This window comes from Vagococcus acidifermentans (genome assembly GCF_003987655.1).
In the GTDB taxonomy this organism is placed as follows: Bacteria; Bacillota; Bacilli; order Lactobacillales; family Vagococcaceae; genus Vagococcus_B; species Vagococcus_B acidifermentans.
This window is the reverse complement of record NZ_NGKC01000011.1, coordinates 16,689-32,450: the sequence shown is the minus strand read 5'-3', so window position 1 is coordinate 32,450 and position 15,762 is coordinate 16,689. Positions and strand designations below refer to the sequence as shown.

Sequence of the window (15,762 nt, the reverse complement as noted above, 5' to 3'; positions counted from 1 at the left end):
AGTGTATTATAACATAAAACTGTCGTGATGAAATAAGTAAACTGTTAATTTGTGAACTAAGTTTGGTTAAATTAGCGAAAACTCCCAACGGTTGAGGATTGGAATGCAGCAGGCAATGACAAGCCGGCTTTATTTTTAGTGACTTCATGTGCACGGCATGATAGAGTGCACTTAGACATAGTTTTTCAGACTTTTCCTGTGGCCACACTTGACCTTATACCGCACGTTAACGTTTATACTCAATACAGGGGGTAGACCAATGTACAAAATCAATGAATTTTCCAAAATTACCGGCTTGCCCGCAAGTACACTGCGGTACTACGACCGCGAACATATCCTGCCTCCTTCGTATAGACATGAAGACACAGGTTATCGGTATTATTCTGAGACAGATTATGAAAAAGCAAAGTTATTAGCCGTACTCAGAGACAACCAGTTCACTATTGCTGAAATCAAGGACATCACAGCGACGATATCATCTTTTGATGACTTGACTTATTACCTTTCTGAAAAGAAACAGGCGATTCTTGATGACATCGAAATACTTCAGAAACAAGTCAACAAGCTGGAAAAAATGATGACACATGCGCCTCTTTCTCCGCCTGTGCAGGACTATGCTGTGTCCACTGTGGATATACAAGAACAATTATACATCTACAGACGGTTTGCGGGGCCTTATGATGATATCGGCGAAGAAATCAGGATACTGTACGAAGCTGCGGGAGGTGTTGCTTCCGGGGAAGTATTTCAAGTTGACGCCTTTCAAACAAACAACGAGCCATTCAACATTTGTCTGCCTGTGACACGGAAAATAGCATCTGATGATGTTAAAACAGACACACTGCCTGCCCGAACTGGACTGCAAGTGATTCACACTGGCTCTTACCATACAATCGGGGAAGCCTATAAATGTTTGATTGATTATGTCAATACCCATGGCATCAACACTGCGGATTACTTCTTCACACGCTTTGTCAAAGGACCCGGCAAAATTTTTAAAGGCAATGCACAACATTATGTCACTGAAATCACCTTGTTACTAAAAGAGAAATTGAAAAGGAATGACTAACATGAAGCATGAATGGCGCAAAAAAGAGAAAGACCTTTATCTGCCGAAAGCCAAACCGACACTCATCACCATCCCTAAACTGACCTACTTTAGCATTTCCGGCGAAGGCAACCCGAACAGCGCTGCCTTTGGTCAGGCGGTCGGAGCGCTTTATGCCGTCTCTTACAGCGTCAAAATGTCTCCTAAAAAAGGGCTCCAGCCGGATGGTTACTTTGATTACACGGTCTATCCACTAGAAGGCTTTTGGTCGTTAAATGAGCGCGGCATCACAGCTTATCAAACTGGTCAGACATTTGACAAAGAGGACTTAACATTTAAAGTCATGATACGTCAGCCGGACTTTGTGACTGAGCAATTCGCGGAAGAAACGATTCAACGGGTGACAGAAAGCAAACCGAATCCTTATAATGAGCGGATTCAGTTTGAATCCATTGAAGAAGGCCTCTGCCTGCAAATGCTGCATATCGGACCATACGACACTGAACATGAGACATTTCAAAAGATGGCGGCGTATTGTGACGAAAATAAGCTCAAGCGGCTTTCGCCAACACATAAGGAAATTTATTTGAGCGATCCGAGAAAAAGTGCGCCTGAGAAAAATAAAACTGTTCTGCGTTTTCCAGTTGCGTATACAGATGACTAAAATATACCGGATATCTTCCTCTAGCGAAAAGGTATCCGGTATTTTTCATTTATTTGACGCTCTAATTCCCAGATGCCATTCTTTATTCAAGTCAGTGTAATCTTTGCGATTCAATCTTCAACCCAATCATCCACATAACTGCTAGAAAATAATTCTCAACCGCGCCGATTAAACTGATAACTTTAGATGTATCTTCTAAATATCCAATAAGGTGATTAGTCCCAAAACCGATTCCTCCGATGATTAATGATATAATAACGAGTCTGAGGAAAAAATAATCATATTTAATATTGATACCGATAAGAATTGGCAAAACAGTTAGATTCCAAAAGCCAATCTCCCTTTGCCAACCGATAGCTGTGCCATATTCGGAGTTTGCTCCCATCAAACTAGGAACAAACAGCTGCAGCAATGACGCCCCGAACATGGCACAAATAGTGATAATAAACAATATTCTTAAAAGCACGTTCATTTTTTGTTTCTCTACAGTCATTTTCATTTCTCCTCTAAGACACATAAAACGATTTGATTTTTTCCTTTAAGAAACGTTTCTTTTCATCTGATAATATGGGAATATTATTGAAGTCCAGAAAGTCAGACAGATAATCAATTTTTCTCAAAACATCATTGTAGGAACTATCGACAATCGTCGGGTCCAACCAAATATCGACAAGAAGTAACAGGACACTTGCCGCCTCATCTGGATACGCGCACTTAAAATCGCCGCTGTCATTTCCTTGCTTTATTATTTCTGAAACATAGTTTGACAGCACATTGAGAGTATTTCTAAGCGTAAATAATAGACCAAACGGAATTTTTTCAGTCCAATTGAACTCTGTCAGGCGCTGCATATTGTCATTGTTCAATAAATAATCAATCAATACATCCATTTTTTCTACAGGTCGCAAGTCATCACGTGCCACTACATTTCCTAGATAATGTGTTACATGGTTCAATTCCTCTGTCATTGCGTAGTCAAGAATATCATTTTTGCTTTTGAAATGATGATACAAAGCACCTTTGGATAAACCTGTCTCGTCCATGATGTTCTGCATTGTTGCTGAATCATAGCCTTTTGACATAAATAACTCCATGGCAGTCGAAACAATTAGTTCTTTGGTTTCTCTTCCTTTATCTTGAGTAGTCATTTGTGCCTCCTAACAAACCGACCAGCGGTCTTTATATTAGCGTAACATACTTTAAATAAAAGTCAACGGCTCTCGATTTATCATTCCTCAACAAACGTCTGTCTCTTTCTCTAATTGCACACATTTCATTACTAACAAAAAAAGCCGGCTGCCTTATATGCCAAGGCTTTCCAGCTTTACAACAATTATCCGATGAAATCCTCAAGAACATGCACAATACCATCATCATTATTGGACAAAGTGACCACATCCGCCGCCTTTTTCACTTCCGCGACCGCATTTTCCATCGCCACGCCGATATCAGCATACATCAATAGCGACATGTCATTTGGTGCATCGCCAAAAGCAATGACCTTTTGCCCGCTGATTCCTAATAAATCAAAAACAGTATCTAAAGCATTGGCTTTATCAATTCCGTGTGCTGTGTATTCAAAATAAAAATCAGCAGTAAACATGCAGCTTAAGGAGTCTTTAAACGGCGCCATCATCTGCTTATAATTTGCCTGCAAGTATTCAGGGTCGCCGGCAGTCAGTATTTTATTCAAGCGGAAATCCAAAAACTCTTCCAAATCATCTTTTTCGCAAAGTTTGAAGTTGCCTCCCCTTGCTTCGTATTGAATGATGTTGAATTTCTCGCCCCGGTAATTAATGTCACAGTCATACACATCATTGACGTACAAATAATCATCCTTGTCAATCATCACCTTGACGTCAAACTTTTTCATGTGATGCAAGACAGCTTTCCCCTCTGACACCGTCAGCGCTTGATTAAATAAAACCTCGCTGGTCTGGCAATCCACTACTTTACTGCCATTATACGCAATGAGAAGACCATGGTATTGGTCCATCTTTAACTGGCTGGCATATTTCAGCATGCCAGTGACCGGTCTGCCGGAAGCTAAAACCACTCTTATTCCTTTTTCTTGAGCGGTAATCAATATATCTTTTGTTTTTTCAGAAATTTCTTTGTCATCATTTAAGAGTGTGCCGTCTAAATCCAGCACAATTGTTTTAATCGTCATGCAACCACCCGTCCTTTCTATAATAATCATAGCATGAACATTGAAGAAAAGCTGAAGCAATCCAGAACACCAAAAACATACAGCTGGTACCACAGGCAATCAGCGTCAGCGTCCTGTCTTTACTTTGCGGCATAAGCGCCCTCCTCATGATTATTGTTGGTGATACTCTTTACATTTCTTTAATGAATATAATCTCCATTGGCTGCCGGTATTTAGGGACATTGATAATCAAGCCACCGGCATCTTGATAACCGAGTTTTCTATAAAAATGCTGGGCGGGTTCGTCCGCTTGTGTTGAGGTCATCAGCATGTCGTATCCTGCTTGACTCATGTCTTTTTCCCAGTGCTTCAGCAGCAGTTTGCCGTATCCTTTACGCTGAAAAGGCTCAGTTATGTACAACATCGTACAAAATGGAATGTTATCCCAGAATAAATTGTATCTCAAAATACCAACCGGATTGTCGCGTTCCAGCAATACGTAGCCTTGGCGGTCACGTATTTTCTTCCGCAGCTCTGCTTCCGCTATATGCTTATCCAGCTTCAGCCAAAAAGTCATATCAGTTTCTTTTGCATATCTGATGTCCATCGTCAACTCCCTTTCCTGTTTAATGAATACATCAAGTATATCATAGTCATTCACACAAAAAAGTTGCAAAAAGGACTTGTACGCAGTGAAGCGCAAAAGTCCTTTAATTAGTTTTCTAAATAGGTAAACCATTCGCATCACTAAAAATCATTAGCGACCGTGTCCTTGACTATGCGATTCGTAACTTCTGCAAGAATCTCCGAACCGCTTTTCCCTTCAAGTTTTGGGTTTTTCAGCGTCATGTACAGTGCATATTCGGGATTATCAGAAGGAAATATTTCAACGACAGAGTGGATATACTTGTTTTTTGCGTATTTGCCATCCTCTATATATTCAGCTGTTCCCGTTTTCGCTGCTATCTTTATGCCGTCTACTGCAAACATCGTGCCCGTGCCGTTTTCATGTTCAACGACCGCCTCCATATAGTTTAATACCTTATTGGCAGTTGCTTTAGAGACGGGGTTGGCTATGATTTTAGGTTCAATCAATTCGCTTTTTTCACCATCTTCAATTGCTTTTATAAAATGGGGTGCTGACATTTTCCCATCATTTCCGATTGCGGTCAAGGCTTGGAACATTTGCACTGGTGTCACGGATAGTGCTTGTCCGTAAGCATTCATCGCCCTGTCGATTTTTGTTCCATTTTGAATATCTCCTGTGGCTTCACTAGATAAAACAGCGTGTGTCGGCTTAAAAAAACCGAATGATTGAATCATTTGCTGAAATTCATCCGCCATCCGCTCCTCTAATATGACCATCCCGACATTACTTGACCATGCAAAACCCTCCTTTTTTCTAACGAAAGAAACGTCCCCAACATTTAGGCGGCATTGTCAATAAAACTTTTAAGCCGCTGTGTTTTTCAAGCAATGTATTTGCCACAATTTCAGTGAAAATCATCCGCGCCGCAATGTCGCTGACAGCATGCAGCAAACCGATAAAAAAAGAGGCTTTCGCCTCTTTTTTGTGTTTGAGCATATTCTCAATTAAAATTTCCGTGTCTGATACCCAGTATAATCTCTGACATGCAGCAAATTTTGGGCATTCAGCACACGTTCTTTGGTCGGCGGGTCAATGCCTTCCAGCGGATAGTCGATGCCTAAGTCACGCCACTTGTAAATCCCCATCGTATGATACGGCAGCACTTCAAACTTATCAACATTTTTTAATGTCTTAACAAAGGCATCCAGACGAATCAAATACTCGTCGTAATCTGTCCGTTCGGGAACGAGGACATGGCGAATCCAAACCGGCTGTCCGATATCCGACAAGTATTTTGCCATCTCAACGATATTTTCATTAAAATGCCCTGTTAATACTTTATGCTGCTCACTGTCTATGTGTTTGATATCAAACAAAATCAAATCTGTATATTTCAGCAGTTCATTGAATTCACTGAAAAACGGTTCGTCAAATGTAAACGGCTTGCCACACGTATCAAGAGTTGTGTGAATGCCCTGGGCTTTCGCTTTTTTAAATAAATCTGTCACAAAAGGCAGCTGCAACAGCGGTTCGCCACCGCTTACTGTAATGCCGCCGTCTTTTCCCCAGTAACCCTGATAACGGACTGCCTCAGCCAGCAATTCGTCAGTCGTAACTTCTCTGCCGCCGTTGATTTTCCATGTATCAGGATTATGACAAAATTGGCAACGCATCCGGCATCCTTGTGTAAATACGATAAAACGGATACCCGGTCCGTCAACTGTGCCGAAATTTTCAGTCGAATGTATTCTGCCGGTAACTGACTCTGCCATAGTAATCTCCCTTTTCCTGTTTCAAAAAAGAGGTGGTCTTTAAGGGCCACCTCTTCATCTTTTCTTACATTCTGTCGTGTGCTGTTCTTGAAATAACGTCTGCTTGCTGTTCTGGTGTCAGGTCGCGGAATTTAACAGCGTAGCCTGATACACGAATCGTCAAGTTCGGATATTTTTCAGGATGTGCTTGTGCATCCAACAGCAAATCAGTTGTGAAGACGTTGACGTTCAAATGGTAGCCGCCCTTGTCGAAGTAGCCGTCCATAACATTACGCAAGTTATCGATACGAGTGTCATCATCTTTACCTAATCCATTTGGATTGATTGTTTGCGTGTTTGAGATACCATCAAGCGCACATTGGTATTCTAGTCTTGCTGTTGAGTTCAGTGAAGCCAACAAGCCGTTCTTTTCACCCAGATATTTGCCGTCTTGGTAGCTTGGGTTGGCACCTGGAGCAAGCGGTTTGCCTGCGCGGCGTCCGTCTGGTGTGTTACCAGTTGCTTTACCGTACACAACGTTTGACGTGATAGTCAACAATGACGTTGTTGGTGTTGAGTTGCGGTAAGTGTGCTGACGTTTGATTTGAGTCATGAAGTACTCAAGAATCCAGTTTGCTGCTGCATCAGCTTCTTCACTGTCATTTCCGTAAGTCGGGAATTCTTTTGTCGGCACGTAATCAATTGCCAAGCCGTCTTCGTCACGGATAACTTTGACATCACCATGTTTGATTGCCATCAAGCTGTCAGCTGCGTGGGAAATCCCTGCAATACCTGTTGCGAATGTGCGTTTCAGGTGAGTATCCATGAATGCCAACTGTGGTGCTTCATAAGCATATTTATCATGCATGTAATGAATCACGTTCAATGTGTTGACATAAAGTTCAGCCAACCAGTCCATCATATCTTTATAGCGGTCAATAAACTCATCGTAATCAAGTTTATCACCAGTCATCGGACGGAATTTAGGTCCAACTTGTTTCTTAGTAATTTCATCAACACCGCCGTTGATTGCGTACAATACTGTCTTAGCCAAGTTTGCACGGGCTCCGAAGAACTGCATGTCTTTCCCCATAACTGTTGCAGACACACAGCAAGCAATTGCGCAATCGTCTGAACCCCAGTTGGCACGCAGCAAGTCGTCGTTTTCAAACTGGATAGAAGAACTTTCTTTTGCAATACGGGCAGCAAATGTTCTGAATCCTTCAGGCAGTCTTGATGAGTACAATACTGTCAAGTTCGGCTCTGGAGAAGGTCCCATGTTGACTAATGTATGCAAGATACGGAAGTCATTCTTCGTTACCAATGAGCGTCCGTCAACTCCCATACCGGCAATAGATAGCGTTGCCCAGATTGGGTAGCCTGAGAACAGTTCGTTATATTCAGGTGTACGTGCAAATTTCACCATACGCAATTTCATGATCAGGTGGTCGATCATTTCTTGTGCTTCAAATTCAGTGATGACACCATTGTCCAAATCACGTTGGATGTAGATATCAAGGAAAGCTGAAATACGTCCGATAGACATTGCAGCACCGTTTTGTGATTTGATGGCAGCCAAGTAACCGAAGTAAGTCCATTGAATAGCTTCTTGCGCATTTTTGGCAGGTTGTGAAACATCGAAACCATAGTAAGTTGCCATTTCTTTGATGTCGTTCAATGCTTTGATTTGTTCTGACACTTCTTCACGCAGACGAATCACGTCATCAGTCATGACTTTGTTTCCGACGTTAGCCAAATCTTTTTTCTTCTCAGCAATTAAGAAGTCAATACCGTAAAGAGCAAGACGACGGTAGTCACCGATAATACGTCCACGGCCGTATGCATCTGGCAGTCCAGTAATGATTTTATTGCTTCGAGCAGCTCTCATTTCAGGTGTGTAAGCATCAAATACACCTTGGTTATGAGTTTTGCGCCATTCAGTGAAAATTTTAGTCATGTCTTCATCAACGTCATAACCGTTTGTTTTCAGCGCGTTGTTTGCCATGTTGATCCCGCCGAAAGGCATGAATGCTTGTTTCAATGGTACATCAGTTTGCAAACCAACAATTGTTTCTTCTTCTTTAATCAGATAACCTGGTTCATGAGAAGTAATCGTTGACGGGATATTGTTATCCATGTCATAGACACCATTATTTTCATGCTGTACTTCAAATAATTCTTGAAGTTTAGTCCATAATTTATCTGTACTAGGGGCAGCTGGTTCTAAAAAGCTGTCATCACCAGTATATTCTGTGTAGTTGTTTTGAATAAAATCTCTAACATTTACATGATCGCGCCATTTAGTTCCTTTAAATCCATCCCAATGTCCCATCACGAGACCTCCTCTTAATTATTTAAATAGTCGTTTGTAATATTGTTTACATGCTCAGTATAACACAAAAAATATATTTGGCAAGTGTTATAGTTATATTTTTAACATAATACAATTAAAAAACACTTATTATACTATAAATAACCTTTGAACGCCTATATATAAAGCTTTTTAGTTTTAAAAATACGTTTGTTAAGTTTTAGACAACGAGGAAAACAGCACAGTTATTTGTACTATAACAGAGAGGGTTCTGTATCATTTTTATGGAACAGAATGATAGCGTTTTACTCTGGCTATACAATTATATTTAGAAGCAACATCTATTTTTTCTGACAGCTTCTGCTGATTCGCAACACTTCTGCCGGAAAGAATATTTTTCACAACTTTTTAGAGGGTGATCAGCTGTTTAAAATTGAACAACCCAGACAAACAGGTAAAATTGTTCGTCTGGGTTGTTCTATAATGTATGATTACTTATGCTTCGTTCTGTTCTGTTTCAAACGACACGATTGGATGTGTTTCAAACACAGCGCCGTCATTCTTTTCATCTATTAGAAATGAGCCGTTGGATGTGCGGTCGCTGATTGGAAAATCTGTCGGGTTCAGTGTATAGACTGCTCCCTTTTCCGTCGTTACACTCAGTGTTTCTTCGGCCTCGGTGTTTTCAAACACGCTGAATGCCCGGTGCGGATTCTTTTTAAGTTCCCGCAATATCATCAGGCCGCGTTTTGCACGGCTTAACGTATCAAGCTCTTGGGCTAACATCCGCTTGACTGATCCCCGTTGTGTCAGCACAGTAATAGGGGTGTCGCCTTCGGTCAATACGAGCAGTCCGCCGACAACCACGTCTGCTTTTTTCAAATTGACCGACTTGACACCGGACGCTTTTGCTCCGACGACAGGCACTTCCGATAAATGATACCGAAGTCCGAAACCGCGGTAAGTTGCAACAAAAACATCTAAATTATCGTCACTGTCGATGAGAAAAGAGCTGATCAGCTCATCTGTGTCGGTTTTTAACTTCATACACATCGTCGGCCGGCTCTTATATGTCCGCCAGACATCAAATTCCGACATCAGCGACCGTTTAATCATGCCTTCTTTTGTCATGAACACAAATTGTTTGGTCGGCGACATTTCTGTATAGCTATATACTGCCACTATATTTTCTTCTGGTGACAACGACGTAATCGACTGCGCCAAGTGCTCGCCGGTGTCTTTCCAGCGGGTATCCGGCAACTCGTGGACCGGCCGGTAAATCATATTGCCTTTGCTGGTCACCAGCAGCAGATGGTCATGTGTGTTCAGCTGATTGATGAAGACCAGGTAGTCTGAATCTTTCATTTCTATTGCATCATTTCTGGAGGCATTGTACGAGCGGAGACTGCTGCGTTTGACATAGCCTTCCCGCGAGATGCTGACCATGACATCCTCCTGCGGCACCAGAACGGCCGTTTCAATCGTGATTTCTTCAATCTCTTTTTGTATCTGTGTGAGTCGCGGAGTAGCGTATTGTTTCTTCACGTCGCGCAGTTCCTGCTTCATCAATTTAAACAGCTCTTTTTCGTCAGCCAGCACGCGCTGCAAATAGGCAATTTGTTGTGTCAGTTCTTCATTTTCCTTTTCCAGAGCGGTAATATCCGTATTAGTCAATCGGTACAGCTGAAGGGAAACGATGGCTTCAGCCTGCACTTCTGTAAAATCAAAAGCTTTGACCAAATTTTGCTTTGCGTCTTTTTTATCCTTGCTGGCGCGAATAGTCGCGATGACTTGGTCTAAAATCGACAAGGCTTTGATTAGTCCGGAAACAATATGCTGTCGGTCCCGGGCTTTTTTCAAATCAAAGCGGCTGCGGCGCACCAGAACATCGCGCCGGTGATGGATATAGGCGTGCAAAATATCCAGCAGTCCCACTTGCTGCGGACGAAGTTCGTTGATTGCCACCATGTTGAAATTGTAATTGATTTGCAGTTCTGTATTTTTGAGAAGATAATTCAAAATACCTTGTGCATCTGCCTCTTTTTTTAATTCAATCACGATTTGCAAGCCTGTCCTGTCGCTCTCGTCACGCACTTCGGCAATCCCTTCAATCCGTCGGGACAGGCGGACCTCGTCGATTTTTTTGACCAGCGTGGCTTTGTTGACTTCATAAGGTATTTCCGAAATCACAATCTGCTCACGGTTGCCTTTGATGGCTTCAATCTTGGTCCGAGAGCGCAGGATGACCTTGCCGCGCCCTGTCTCATAAGCTTTTTTAATTTCTTTTTTCCCTTGCAAAATGGCTCCTGTCGGAAAATCCGGTCCGGGGATGAAGTCCATGATTTTATCAAGACTGGCTTTTGGATGGTCGATTAAATAAATCGTTCCGTCGATGACTTCACCTAAATTATGCGTGGGGATTTCAGTCGCATAACCGGCAGAGATCCCCGTCGAACCGTTCACCAATAAATTAGGGAACTTCGCCGGCAAGACTGTCGGTTCTTTTTCAGTGTCGTCAAAGTTCCAGACAAAATCAACCGTTTCTTTGTCAATATCACGCAGCAGCTCGCCGCTTAACTGGGACAACCGCGCCTCTGTGTAACGCATCGCTGCCGGCGGGTCGCCGTCCATGCTGCCGTTGTTGCCGTGCATTTCAATCAGCGGTTCTCTCAGTTTCCAATACTGGCTGAGACGGACCATTGCTTCATAAATACTGGAGTCCCCGTGCGGATGGTAATTACCCATGATATTCCCGACCGATTTCGCAGATTTACGAAATGCTTTATCATGCGTGTTGCCGTCTTTGTTCATTGAAAATAGAATCCGCCGCTGTACAGGTTTGAGCCCGTCGCGAATGTCGGGCAGCGCACGGTCCTGAATAATATATTTGGAGTAGCGTCCGAAGCGGTCTCCCATGACTTCTTCAAGCGTTAACTCCTGGATGTCGTGTCTTTCACTCATCGCTTAATCTTCCCTTCACTCAACCGAATCAAACAAACTAATCTCTTCGACCGCCGTAAAATCTTCCGGCTTCGAAGTACTGCCGGCTGTTGCTATTTGGCGGTCATGCTGTTCTTTATCGAGAATACTGCCTTCTTCTTCCAAAGTGAACTGAACGTGTTTCTCAATCCACTTTCTTCTCGGTTCGACTTTATCGCCCATCAGCGTCGTCACCCGTCGCTCTGCCTGAGCCGCATCGTCGATACGCACGCGGATCAAAGTCCGCTGTTCCGGGTCCATTGTAGTCTCCCAGAGCTGATCGGCATTCATTTCGCCAAGACCTTTGTAGCGCTGAAGCATATAACCTTTGCCGACTTTTTTTGTCGCCTCGTCCAATTCTTCATCCGTCCAGGCATACTCGACCACTTCTTTTTTGCCGGTTCCTTTGGATACTTTGTACAGAGGCGGCAGCGCAATATAAATTTTGCCCTGCTCAATCAACGGCTTCATATAACGGTAGAAAAACGTCAGCAGCAGTACTTGGATGTGTGCCCCGTCAGTATCCGCATCGGTCATGATAATGACTTTATCATAGTTGCAGTCCTCAATCGCAAATTCCGAACCGACACCGGCACCTATCGTATATATCATCGTGTTGATTTCTTCATTTTTCAAAATGTCCTGCAATTTGGCTTTCTCCGTATTGATGACCTTGCCCCGCAACGGCAGTATTGCCTGAAATTTCCGGTCGCGTCCCTGCTTGGCCGAACCGCCGGCAGAATCCCCCTCAACTAGAAACAGTTCATTTTTCTTTGGATTGCGGCTTTGCGCCGGTGTGAGCTTGCCGGAGAGCAGCGACTCGCCTTTACGCCGTTTTTTGCCGTTGCGGCTTTCTTCACGTGCTTTTCTGGCAGCCTCGCGTGCTTCCCGTGCTTTGACGGCTTTGCGAACCAGCATTTGCGACAGCTCGCTGTTTTCCTGCAAATAGTAGCCCATCTGTTCGCTGATGATACCTTCCACGATCGTTCTCGCCAGCGGTGTGCCCAATTTTCCCTTGGTCTGGCCTTCGAACTGCAGCAGGTTTTCAGGTATTCTGACTGAGATAATAGCAGTCAGCCCTTCACGAAAATCACTGCCTTCAAGATTTTTATCCTTTTCTTTCAGCAGGCCGGTTTTGCGGGCATATTCATTGAAGGATTTGGTCAGTGCCGTTTTGGCACCGACTTCGTGCGTTCCGCCGTCTTTGGTGCGAACGTTGTTGACAAACGACAGCATATTTTCAGAGTAGCCGTCATTGTACTGATATGCAAACTCGACTTCGATGCCTTCTTTTTCACCCGAAAAATAAACGACCGGTGTTAAATCATCTTTGCCCTCATTCAAATAGGTGACAAATTCCTTTATCCCCTCTTCATAGAGGAAAACATCTGACTGGCCTGTCCGTTCATCAGTCAGCGTGATTGTGACGCCTTTAAGCAAGAAAGCCGATTCTCTCAGTCTTTCCGAGAGTGTCTCATAGGAAAACTGGATAGTCGAAAAAATACTTGTATCCGGCAGGAATGTCACCCGTGTGCCGTTTTTCTTTGAAACCTTTTTCTTCCGTTTGGGTTTGCCGTTTGTTTTTCCGCCGTTTTTGAAAGTGATTTCGACTTCCTCGCCGTTTCTGACAGACGTCACTGTCAGATAGCTGGACAAGGCGTTGACCACACTGGCGCCGACGCCATGCAGACCGCCGGATGTTTTATAGCCGCCTTGGCCGAACTTCCCGCCGGCATGAAGCACAGTGAAAATCACTTCGATAGTCGGTCTGCCGGAAGCGTGCATTCCTGTCGGCATTCCTCTGCCGTAGTCCTGAACGCTGATGCTGTTGTCTTCATGGATGACGACATCTATTTGGCTGCCGTAGCCGGATAGAGCCTCGTCAACGGCATTATCGACGATTTCGTAGACAAGGTGGTGCAGGCCGCGGCTGTCGGTGGAACCGATGTACATGCCCGGACGCTTTCTAACAGCTTCCAATCCTTCTAAAACTTGAATGGATGTATCATCATAGGCTTTATTTATCTTTTTAGACATGAAAAAAACTCCCTTGTACTTGTCTGTCCTGTTTATGAATAGACTTATCTTACGCTAAATCCGTCAAAAGGAAAAGAAGGAAAACTTCTTTTCATAAAAAAAGAAACAACTGCTTGACTGCGTTGAATCTTTTCATAACAGTGATTAAGAATCCTCTACTATCTTATTACAGATTTCCGTTTTTGGCAAAAAAAAGTTTCATATAAGTGACTGTTTCTCTGATATCAAAGACGTCTGTTTCAATGATTCTAGGAATATGTGAAAGTCTCAGTTACTTACAAACTGCTTTTATTAACTTGATACTTCACTGGCTGAGTTTAGAAAGTCATCTTAATCATGCCGATCCGCGTCTGTTCTTTTCATTCAGTGCGACTGAGATTAAGTTTAATGTCCTCAAACAGATATTTCCAGTAACAGAAATAATGCTTTGCTCACAGCTTACACTGCCAATCAACAGCGTCTTCTATATACTAAAGAGAGTAATCATAGTCCCCGAGTATTCTATATGCGCTATTCTTATTTTCTTTCAGAACTCCGGTTCGGATAAAAAATCATCATCTGCATACTTTTTTGGTCAAGAATTATGCCCTCGTCCTCATTGATGGGCTTTTATTTTGCCATAAATGCTATACTCTTTGGAAATAAACACTATATTTATATTATACGTAAATTAAAGTCTTAAAACTCCGATAATTAAAACAAAAATAGGTATTTTGTGATATAATCAAGTAAAAGTGTTTTTGATTATAGTACCTTTAAACAAAACGGTTTGATTGTAACAGCCTCTACCTTTTATAAGGATTCTTTTACTATTTTTGTCACAGAAACTTCACTTGTATTCTTCTTTTTCATCTGTCTAATGCTCATTTGGTTTTCTTTCATTCTGCCCATCTTCTATTCTAACATTCCGCTATTGTATCTATTTACTTTACCTAATACAGGAGTGAGTTCAATGAAAAAAAAATCAGGCTTGAAAAGAAACTTTATCACAATTGTTTTACTTGCATTAGCTGGTTCAATTATTTACGGTTTGCCATATTTTCGTAGCTACTATTATGATGCTTATGTAGAAGCTTATAATCTGACTAATACTCAGATGGGCTCATTAGGAAGCGCTTACGGATTTATGGGAGTTCTTTCTTATCTTATTGGTGGAATATTAGCCGATCGTTTTCCAGCTAAACGACTTATCATTTTTTCTTTGTTAACAACAGGTATTGGTGGGTTTCTGCATCTATATTTTACAAGCTACCTCTCATTATTATTGATATACTCTCTTTGGGGAGTGACATCGTTATTGACTTTTTGGCCGGCTCTGATGAAAATTGTCCGAATACAAGCTGGAGATGACGAACAAAGTAGAGCTTATGGACTTTTTGAAGGTACGAGAGGAATTAGTAATATTCTTCATATGGCAATAGCTACAGCAATTTTTGGTATATTTGAATCGCGATTAGTTCCACAATTAGGCTTGGATTATATAATTATCTTTTATTCAGTTATTCCAATACTATGTGGTATTGCTTTTATTTTCTTGATTAAGGATAGCAATAGTCTTACAGGTGAACACAATGGTGAAAAATTTAGTCTAAAAAATTTTATAAAGGTTTTAAAGACACCTGCTATTTGGCTGATTATCGGCATGATGTTTACTAGCTATACTTTTAATATGTCGATTTACTACTTTACTCCCTACGCTTCCAATGTCATTGGTACATCGGCAGTTTTCGCAGCAGTTGTAACTGTTCTGGCTCAATATTGTCGTTTGTTCGCTTCGCCGATTGGAGGTTTTTTAGCTGACAAAACAGCAAAATCGAAAGTCATGTTTATTGGGTTCGTAGTGATGGCAATAGGGACATTCATCATGATTTTAGCATCTAGCTTAATGGGAAAGTCACAATTAGTTTTACTAATCATTGGTAGTGCAATGGTTTATATCGCAATGTACTCAAATTTTGGTTTATTTTTTTCTTTTCACTCTGAAGGAGGTATCCCAATTAACTTGTCAGGAATGGCAATAGGCTTCACTAGTACACTAGGTTATTTACCGGAAGTCGTAGTCCCTTTAGTTGCCGGGAATATTTTAGATGTGTTTCATGGGAATAAAGGTTACTTTTTATATTTTTCACTTATGATTCTTATGGCGATAATAGGTGCTGTATTATGTATTGTTTGGTGGAAAACTTATGGCTGTAAATATTTGGATGATCATGAAATCGAATCATAATTAGGAG

The 15,762-nt window shown here is 42.0% G+C and carries 13 protein-coding genes and 1 pseudogene; 3 read left to right on the top strand and 11 right to left on the bottom strand.

The window, feature by feature from the left end:
• Positions 1 to 259: 259 nt before the first annotated feature.
• Positions 260 to 1,069: a MerR family transcriptional regulator gene (locus tag CBF27_RS09985; protein WP_126814159.1), complete on the top strand. Its 810-nt coding sequence runs from the start codon at positions 260 to 262 to the stop codon at positions 1,067 to 1,069.
• A gap of 1 nt (position 1,070) precedes the next feature.
• Entirely contained in the window at positions 1,071 to 1,712 is a 642-nt protein-coding gene (locus CBF27_RS09980) for a GyrI-like domain-containing protein (RefSeq protein WP_126814158.1), read from the top strand.
• A 91-nt stretch (positions 1,713 to 1,803) separates the two neighbouring features.
• Here the strand turns inward: CBF27_RS09980 and CBF27_RS09975 are convergent, their stop codons facing one another.
• The 11 genes and pseudogenes from CBF27_RS09975 to parE all read right to left on the bottom strand — a co-directional run bounded on the left by CBF27_RS09975 (position 1,804) and on the right by parE (position 13,528).
• Positions 1,804 to 2,184, bottom strand: a complete 381-nt coding sequence (locus tag CBF27_RS09975) for a hypothetical protein (protein ID WP_126814225.1) — start codon at positions 2,182 to 2,184, stop codon at positions 1,804 to 1,806.
• 34 nt (positions 2,185 to 2,218) lie between these two features.
• On the bottom strand, positions 2,219 to 2,860 hold the full coding sequence (locus tag CBF27_RS09970) for a TetR/AcrR family transcriptional regulator (RefSeq protein ID WP_126814157.1): 642 nt from the start codon (positions 2,858 to 2,860) through the stop codon (positions 2,219 to 2,221).
• A gap of 185 nt (positions 2,861 to 3,045) precedes the next feature.
• A complete protein-coding gene (locus tag CBF27_RS09965; protein WP_126814156.1) occupies positions 3,046 to 3,882 on the bottom strand; it encodes a Cof-type HAD-IIB family hydrolase in 837 nt (278 codons plus the stop codon).
• Positions 3,872 to 4,015, bottom strand: coding sequence for a hypothetical protein (locus tag CBF27_RS14155; RefSeq protein ID WP_170175078.1), 144 nt, complete (start codon positions 4,013 to 4,015; stop codon positions 3,872 to 3,874). Before CBF27_RS14155 ends, CBF27_RS09965 begins: the two co-directional genes overlap by 11 nt.
• 36 nt (positions 4,016 to 4,051) lie before the next feature.
• A complete protein-coding gene (locus CBF27_RS09960) occupies positions 4,052 to 4,468 on the bottom strand; it encodes a GNAT family N-acetyltransferase (protein WP_126814155.1) in 417 nt (138 codons plus the stop codon).
• A 140-nt stretch (positions 4,469 to 4,608) separates the two neighbouring features.
• Positions 4,609 to 5,244: pseudogene (locus tag CBF27_RS09955) on the bottom strand (penicillin-binding transpeptidase domain-containing protein); the annotation flags it as partial.
• Between the two features lie 19 nt (positions 5,245 to 5,263).
• Positions 5,264 to 5,446: a hypothetical protein gene (locus CBF27_RS09950; protein WP_126814153.1), complete on the bottom strand. Its 183-nt coding sequence runs from the start codon at positions 5,444 to 5,446 to the stop codon at positions 5,264 to 5,266.
• A gap of 8 nt (positions 5,447 to 5,454) precedes the next feature.
• The gene (gene pflA, locus CBF27_RS09945) at positions 5,455 to 6,222 is read right to left on the bottom strand and encodes a pyruvate formate-lyase-activating protein (RefSeq protein WP_126814152.1); all 768 of its coding nucleotides are present in this window, start codon (positions 6,220 to 6,222) and stop codon (positions 5,455 to 5,457) included.
• A gap of 64 nt (positions 6,223 to 6,286) precedes the next feature.
• Complete coding sequence (gene pflB / locus CBF27_RS09940; RefSeq protein WP_126814151.1) at positions 6,287 to 8,533, bottom strand: formate C-acetyltransferase; 2,247 nt, start codon at positions 8,531 to 8,533, stop codon at positions 6,287 to 6,289.
• Positions 8,534 to 9,007: 474 nt separating this feature from the next.
• A complete protein-coding gene (gene parC, locus CBF27_RS09935) occupies positions 9,008 to 11,473 on the bottom strand; it encodes a DNA topoisomerase IV subunit A (RefSeq protein WP_126814150.1) in 2,466 nt (821 codons plus the stop codon).
• A 15-nt stretch (positions 11,474 to 11,488) separates the two neighbouring features.
• Positions 11,489 to 13,528, bottom strand: coding sequence for a DNA topoisomerase IV subunit B (gene parE, locus CBF27_RS09930; RefSeq protein WP_126814149.1), 2,040 nt, complete (start codon positions 13,526 to 13,528; stop codon positions 11,489 to 11,491).
• Between the two features lie 952 nt (positions 13,529 to 14,480).
• On the opposite strand from parE, the gene CBF27_RS09925 reads away from it, so the two are divergent.
• Positions 14,481 to 15,755, top strand: a complete 1,275-nt coding sequence (locus tag CBF27_RS09925; protein ID WP_126814148.1) for an MFS transporter — start codon at positions 14,481 to 14,483, stop codon at positions 15,753 to 15,755.
• The last annotated feature ends 7 nt before the right edge of the window (positions 15,756 to 15,762 follow it).

Coding starts and splice junctions, on each gene's coding strand:
- CBF27_RS14155 (WP_170175078.1), bottom strand. CDS start 4,015: ATGCCGCAAAGTAAAGACAGGACGCTGACGCTGATTGCCTGTGGTACC.
- CBF27_RS09980 (WP_126814158.1), top strand. CDS start 1,071: ATGAAGCATGAATGGCGCAAAAAAGAGAAAGACCTTTATCTGCCGAAA.
- CBF27_RS09965 (WP_126814156.1), bottom strand. CDS start 3,882: ATGACGATTAAAACAATTGTGCTGGATTTAGACGGCACACTCTTAAAT.
- CBF27_RS09970 (WP_126814157.1), bottom strand. CDS start 2,860: ATGACTACTCAAGATAAAGGAAGAGAAACCAAAGAACTAATTGTTTCG.
- parE (WP_126814149.1), bottom strand. CDS start 13,528: ATGTCTAAAAAGATAAATAAAGCCTATGATGATACATCCATTCAAGTT.
- CBF27_RS09985 (WP_126814159.1), top strand. CDS start 260: ATGTACAAAATCAATGAATTTTCCAAAATTACCGGCTTGCCCGCAAGT.
- CBF27_RS09925 (WP_126814148.1), top strand. CDS start 14,481: ATGAAAAAAAAATCAGGCTTGAAAAGAAACTTTATCACAATTGTTTTA.
- parC (WP_126814150.1), bottom strand. CDS start 11,473: ATGAGTGAAAGACACGACATCCAGGAGTTAACGCTTGAAGAAGTCATG.
- CBF27_RS09950 (WP_126814153.1), bottom strand. CDS start 5,446: ATGCTCAAACACAAAAAAGAGGCGAAAGCCTCTTTTTTTATCGGTTTG.
- CBF27_RS09960 (WP_126814155.1), bottom strand. CDS start 4,468: ATGGACATCAGATATGCAAAAGAAACTGATATGACTTTTTGGCTGAAG.
- pflB (WP_126814151.1), bottom strand. CDS start 8,533: ATGGGACATTGGGATGGATTTAAAGGAACTAAATGGCGCGATCATGTA.
- CBF27_RS09975 (WP_126814225.1), bottom strand. CDS start 2,184: ATGAACGTGCTTTTAAGAATATTGTTTATTATCACTATTTGTGCCATG.
- pflA (WP_126814152.1), bottom strand. CDS start 6,222: ATGGCAGAGTCAGTTACCGGCAGAATACATTCGACTGAAAATTTCGGC.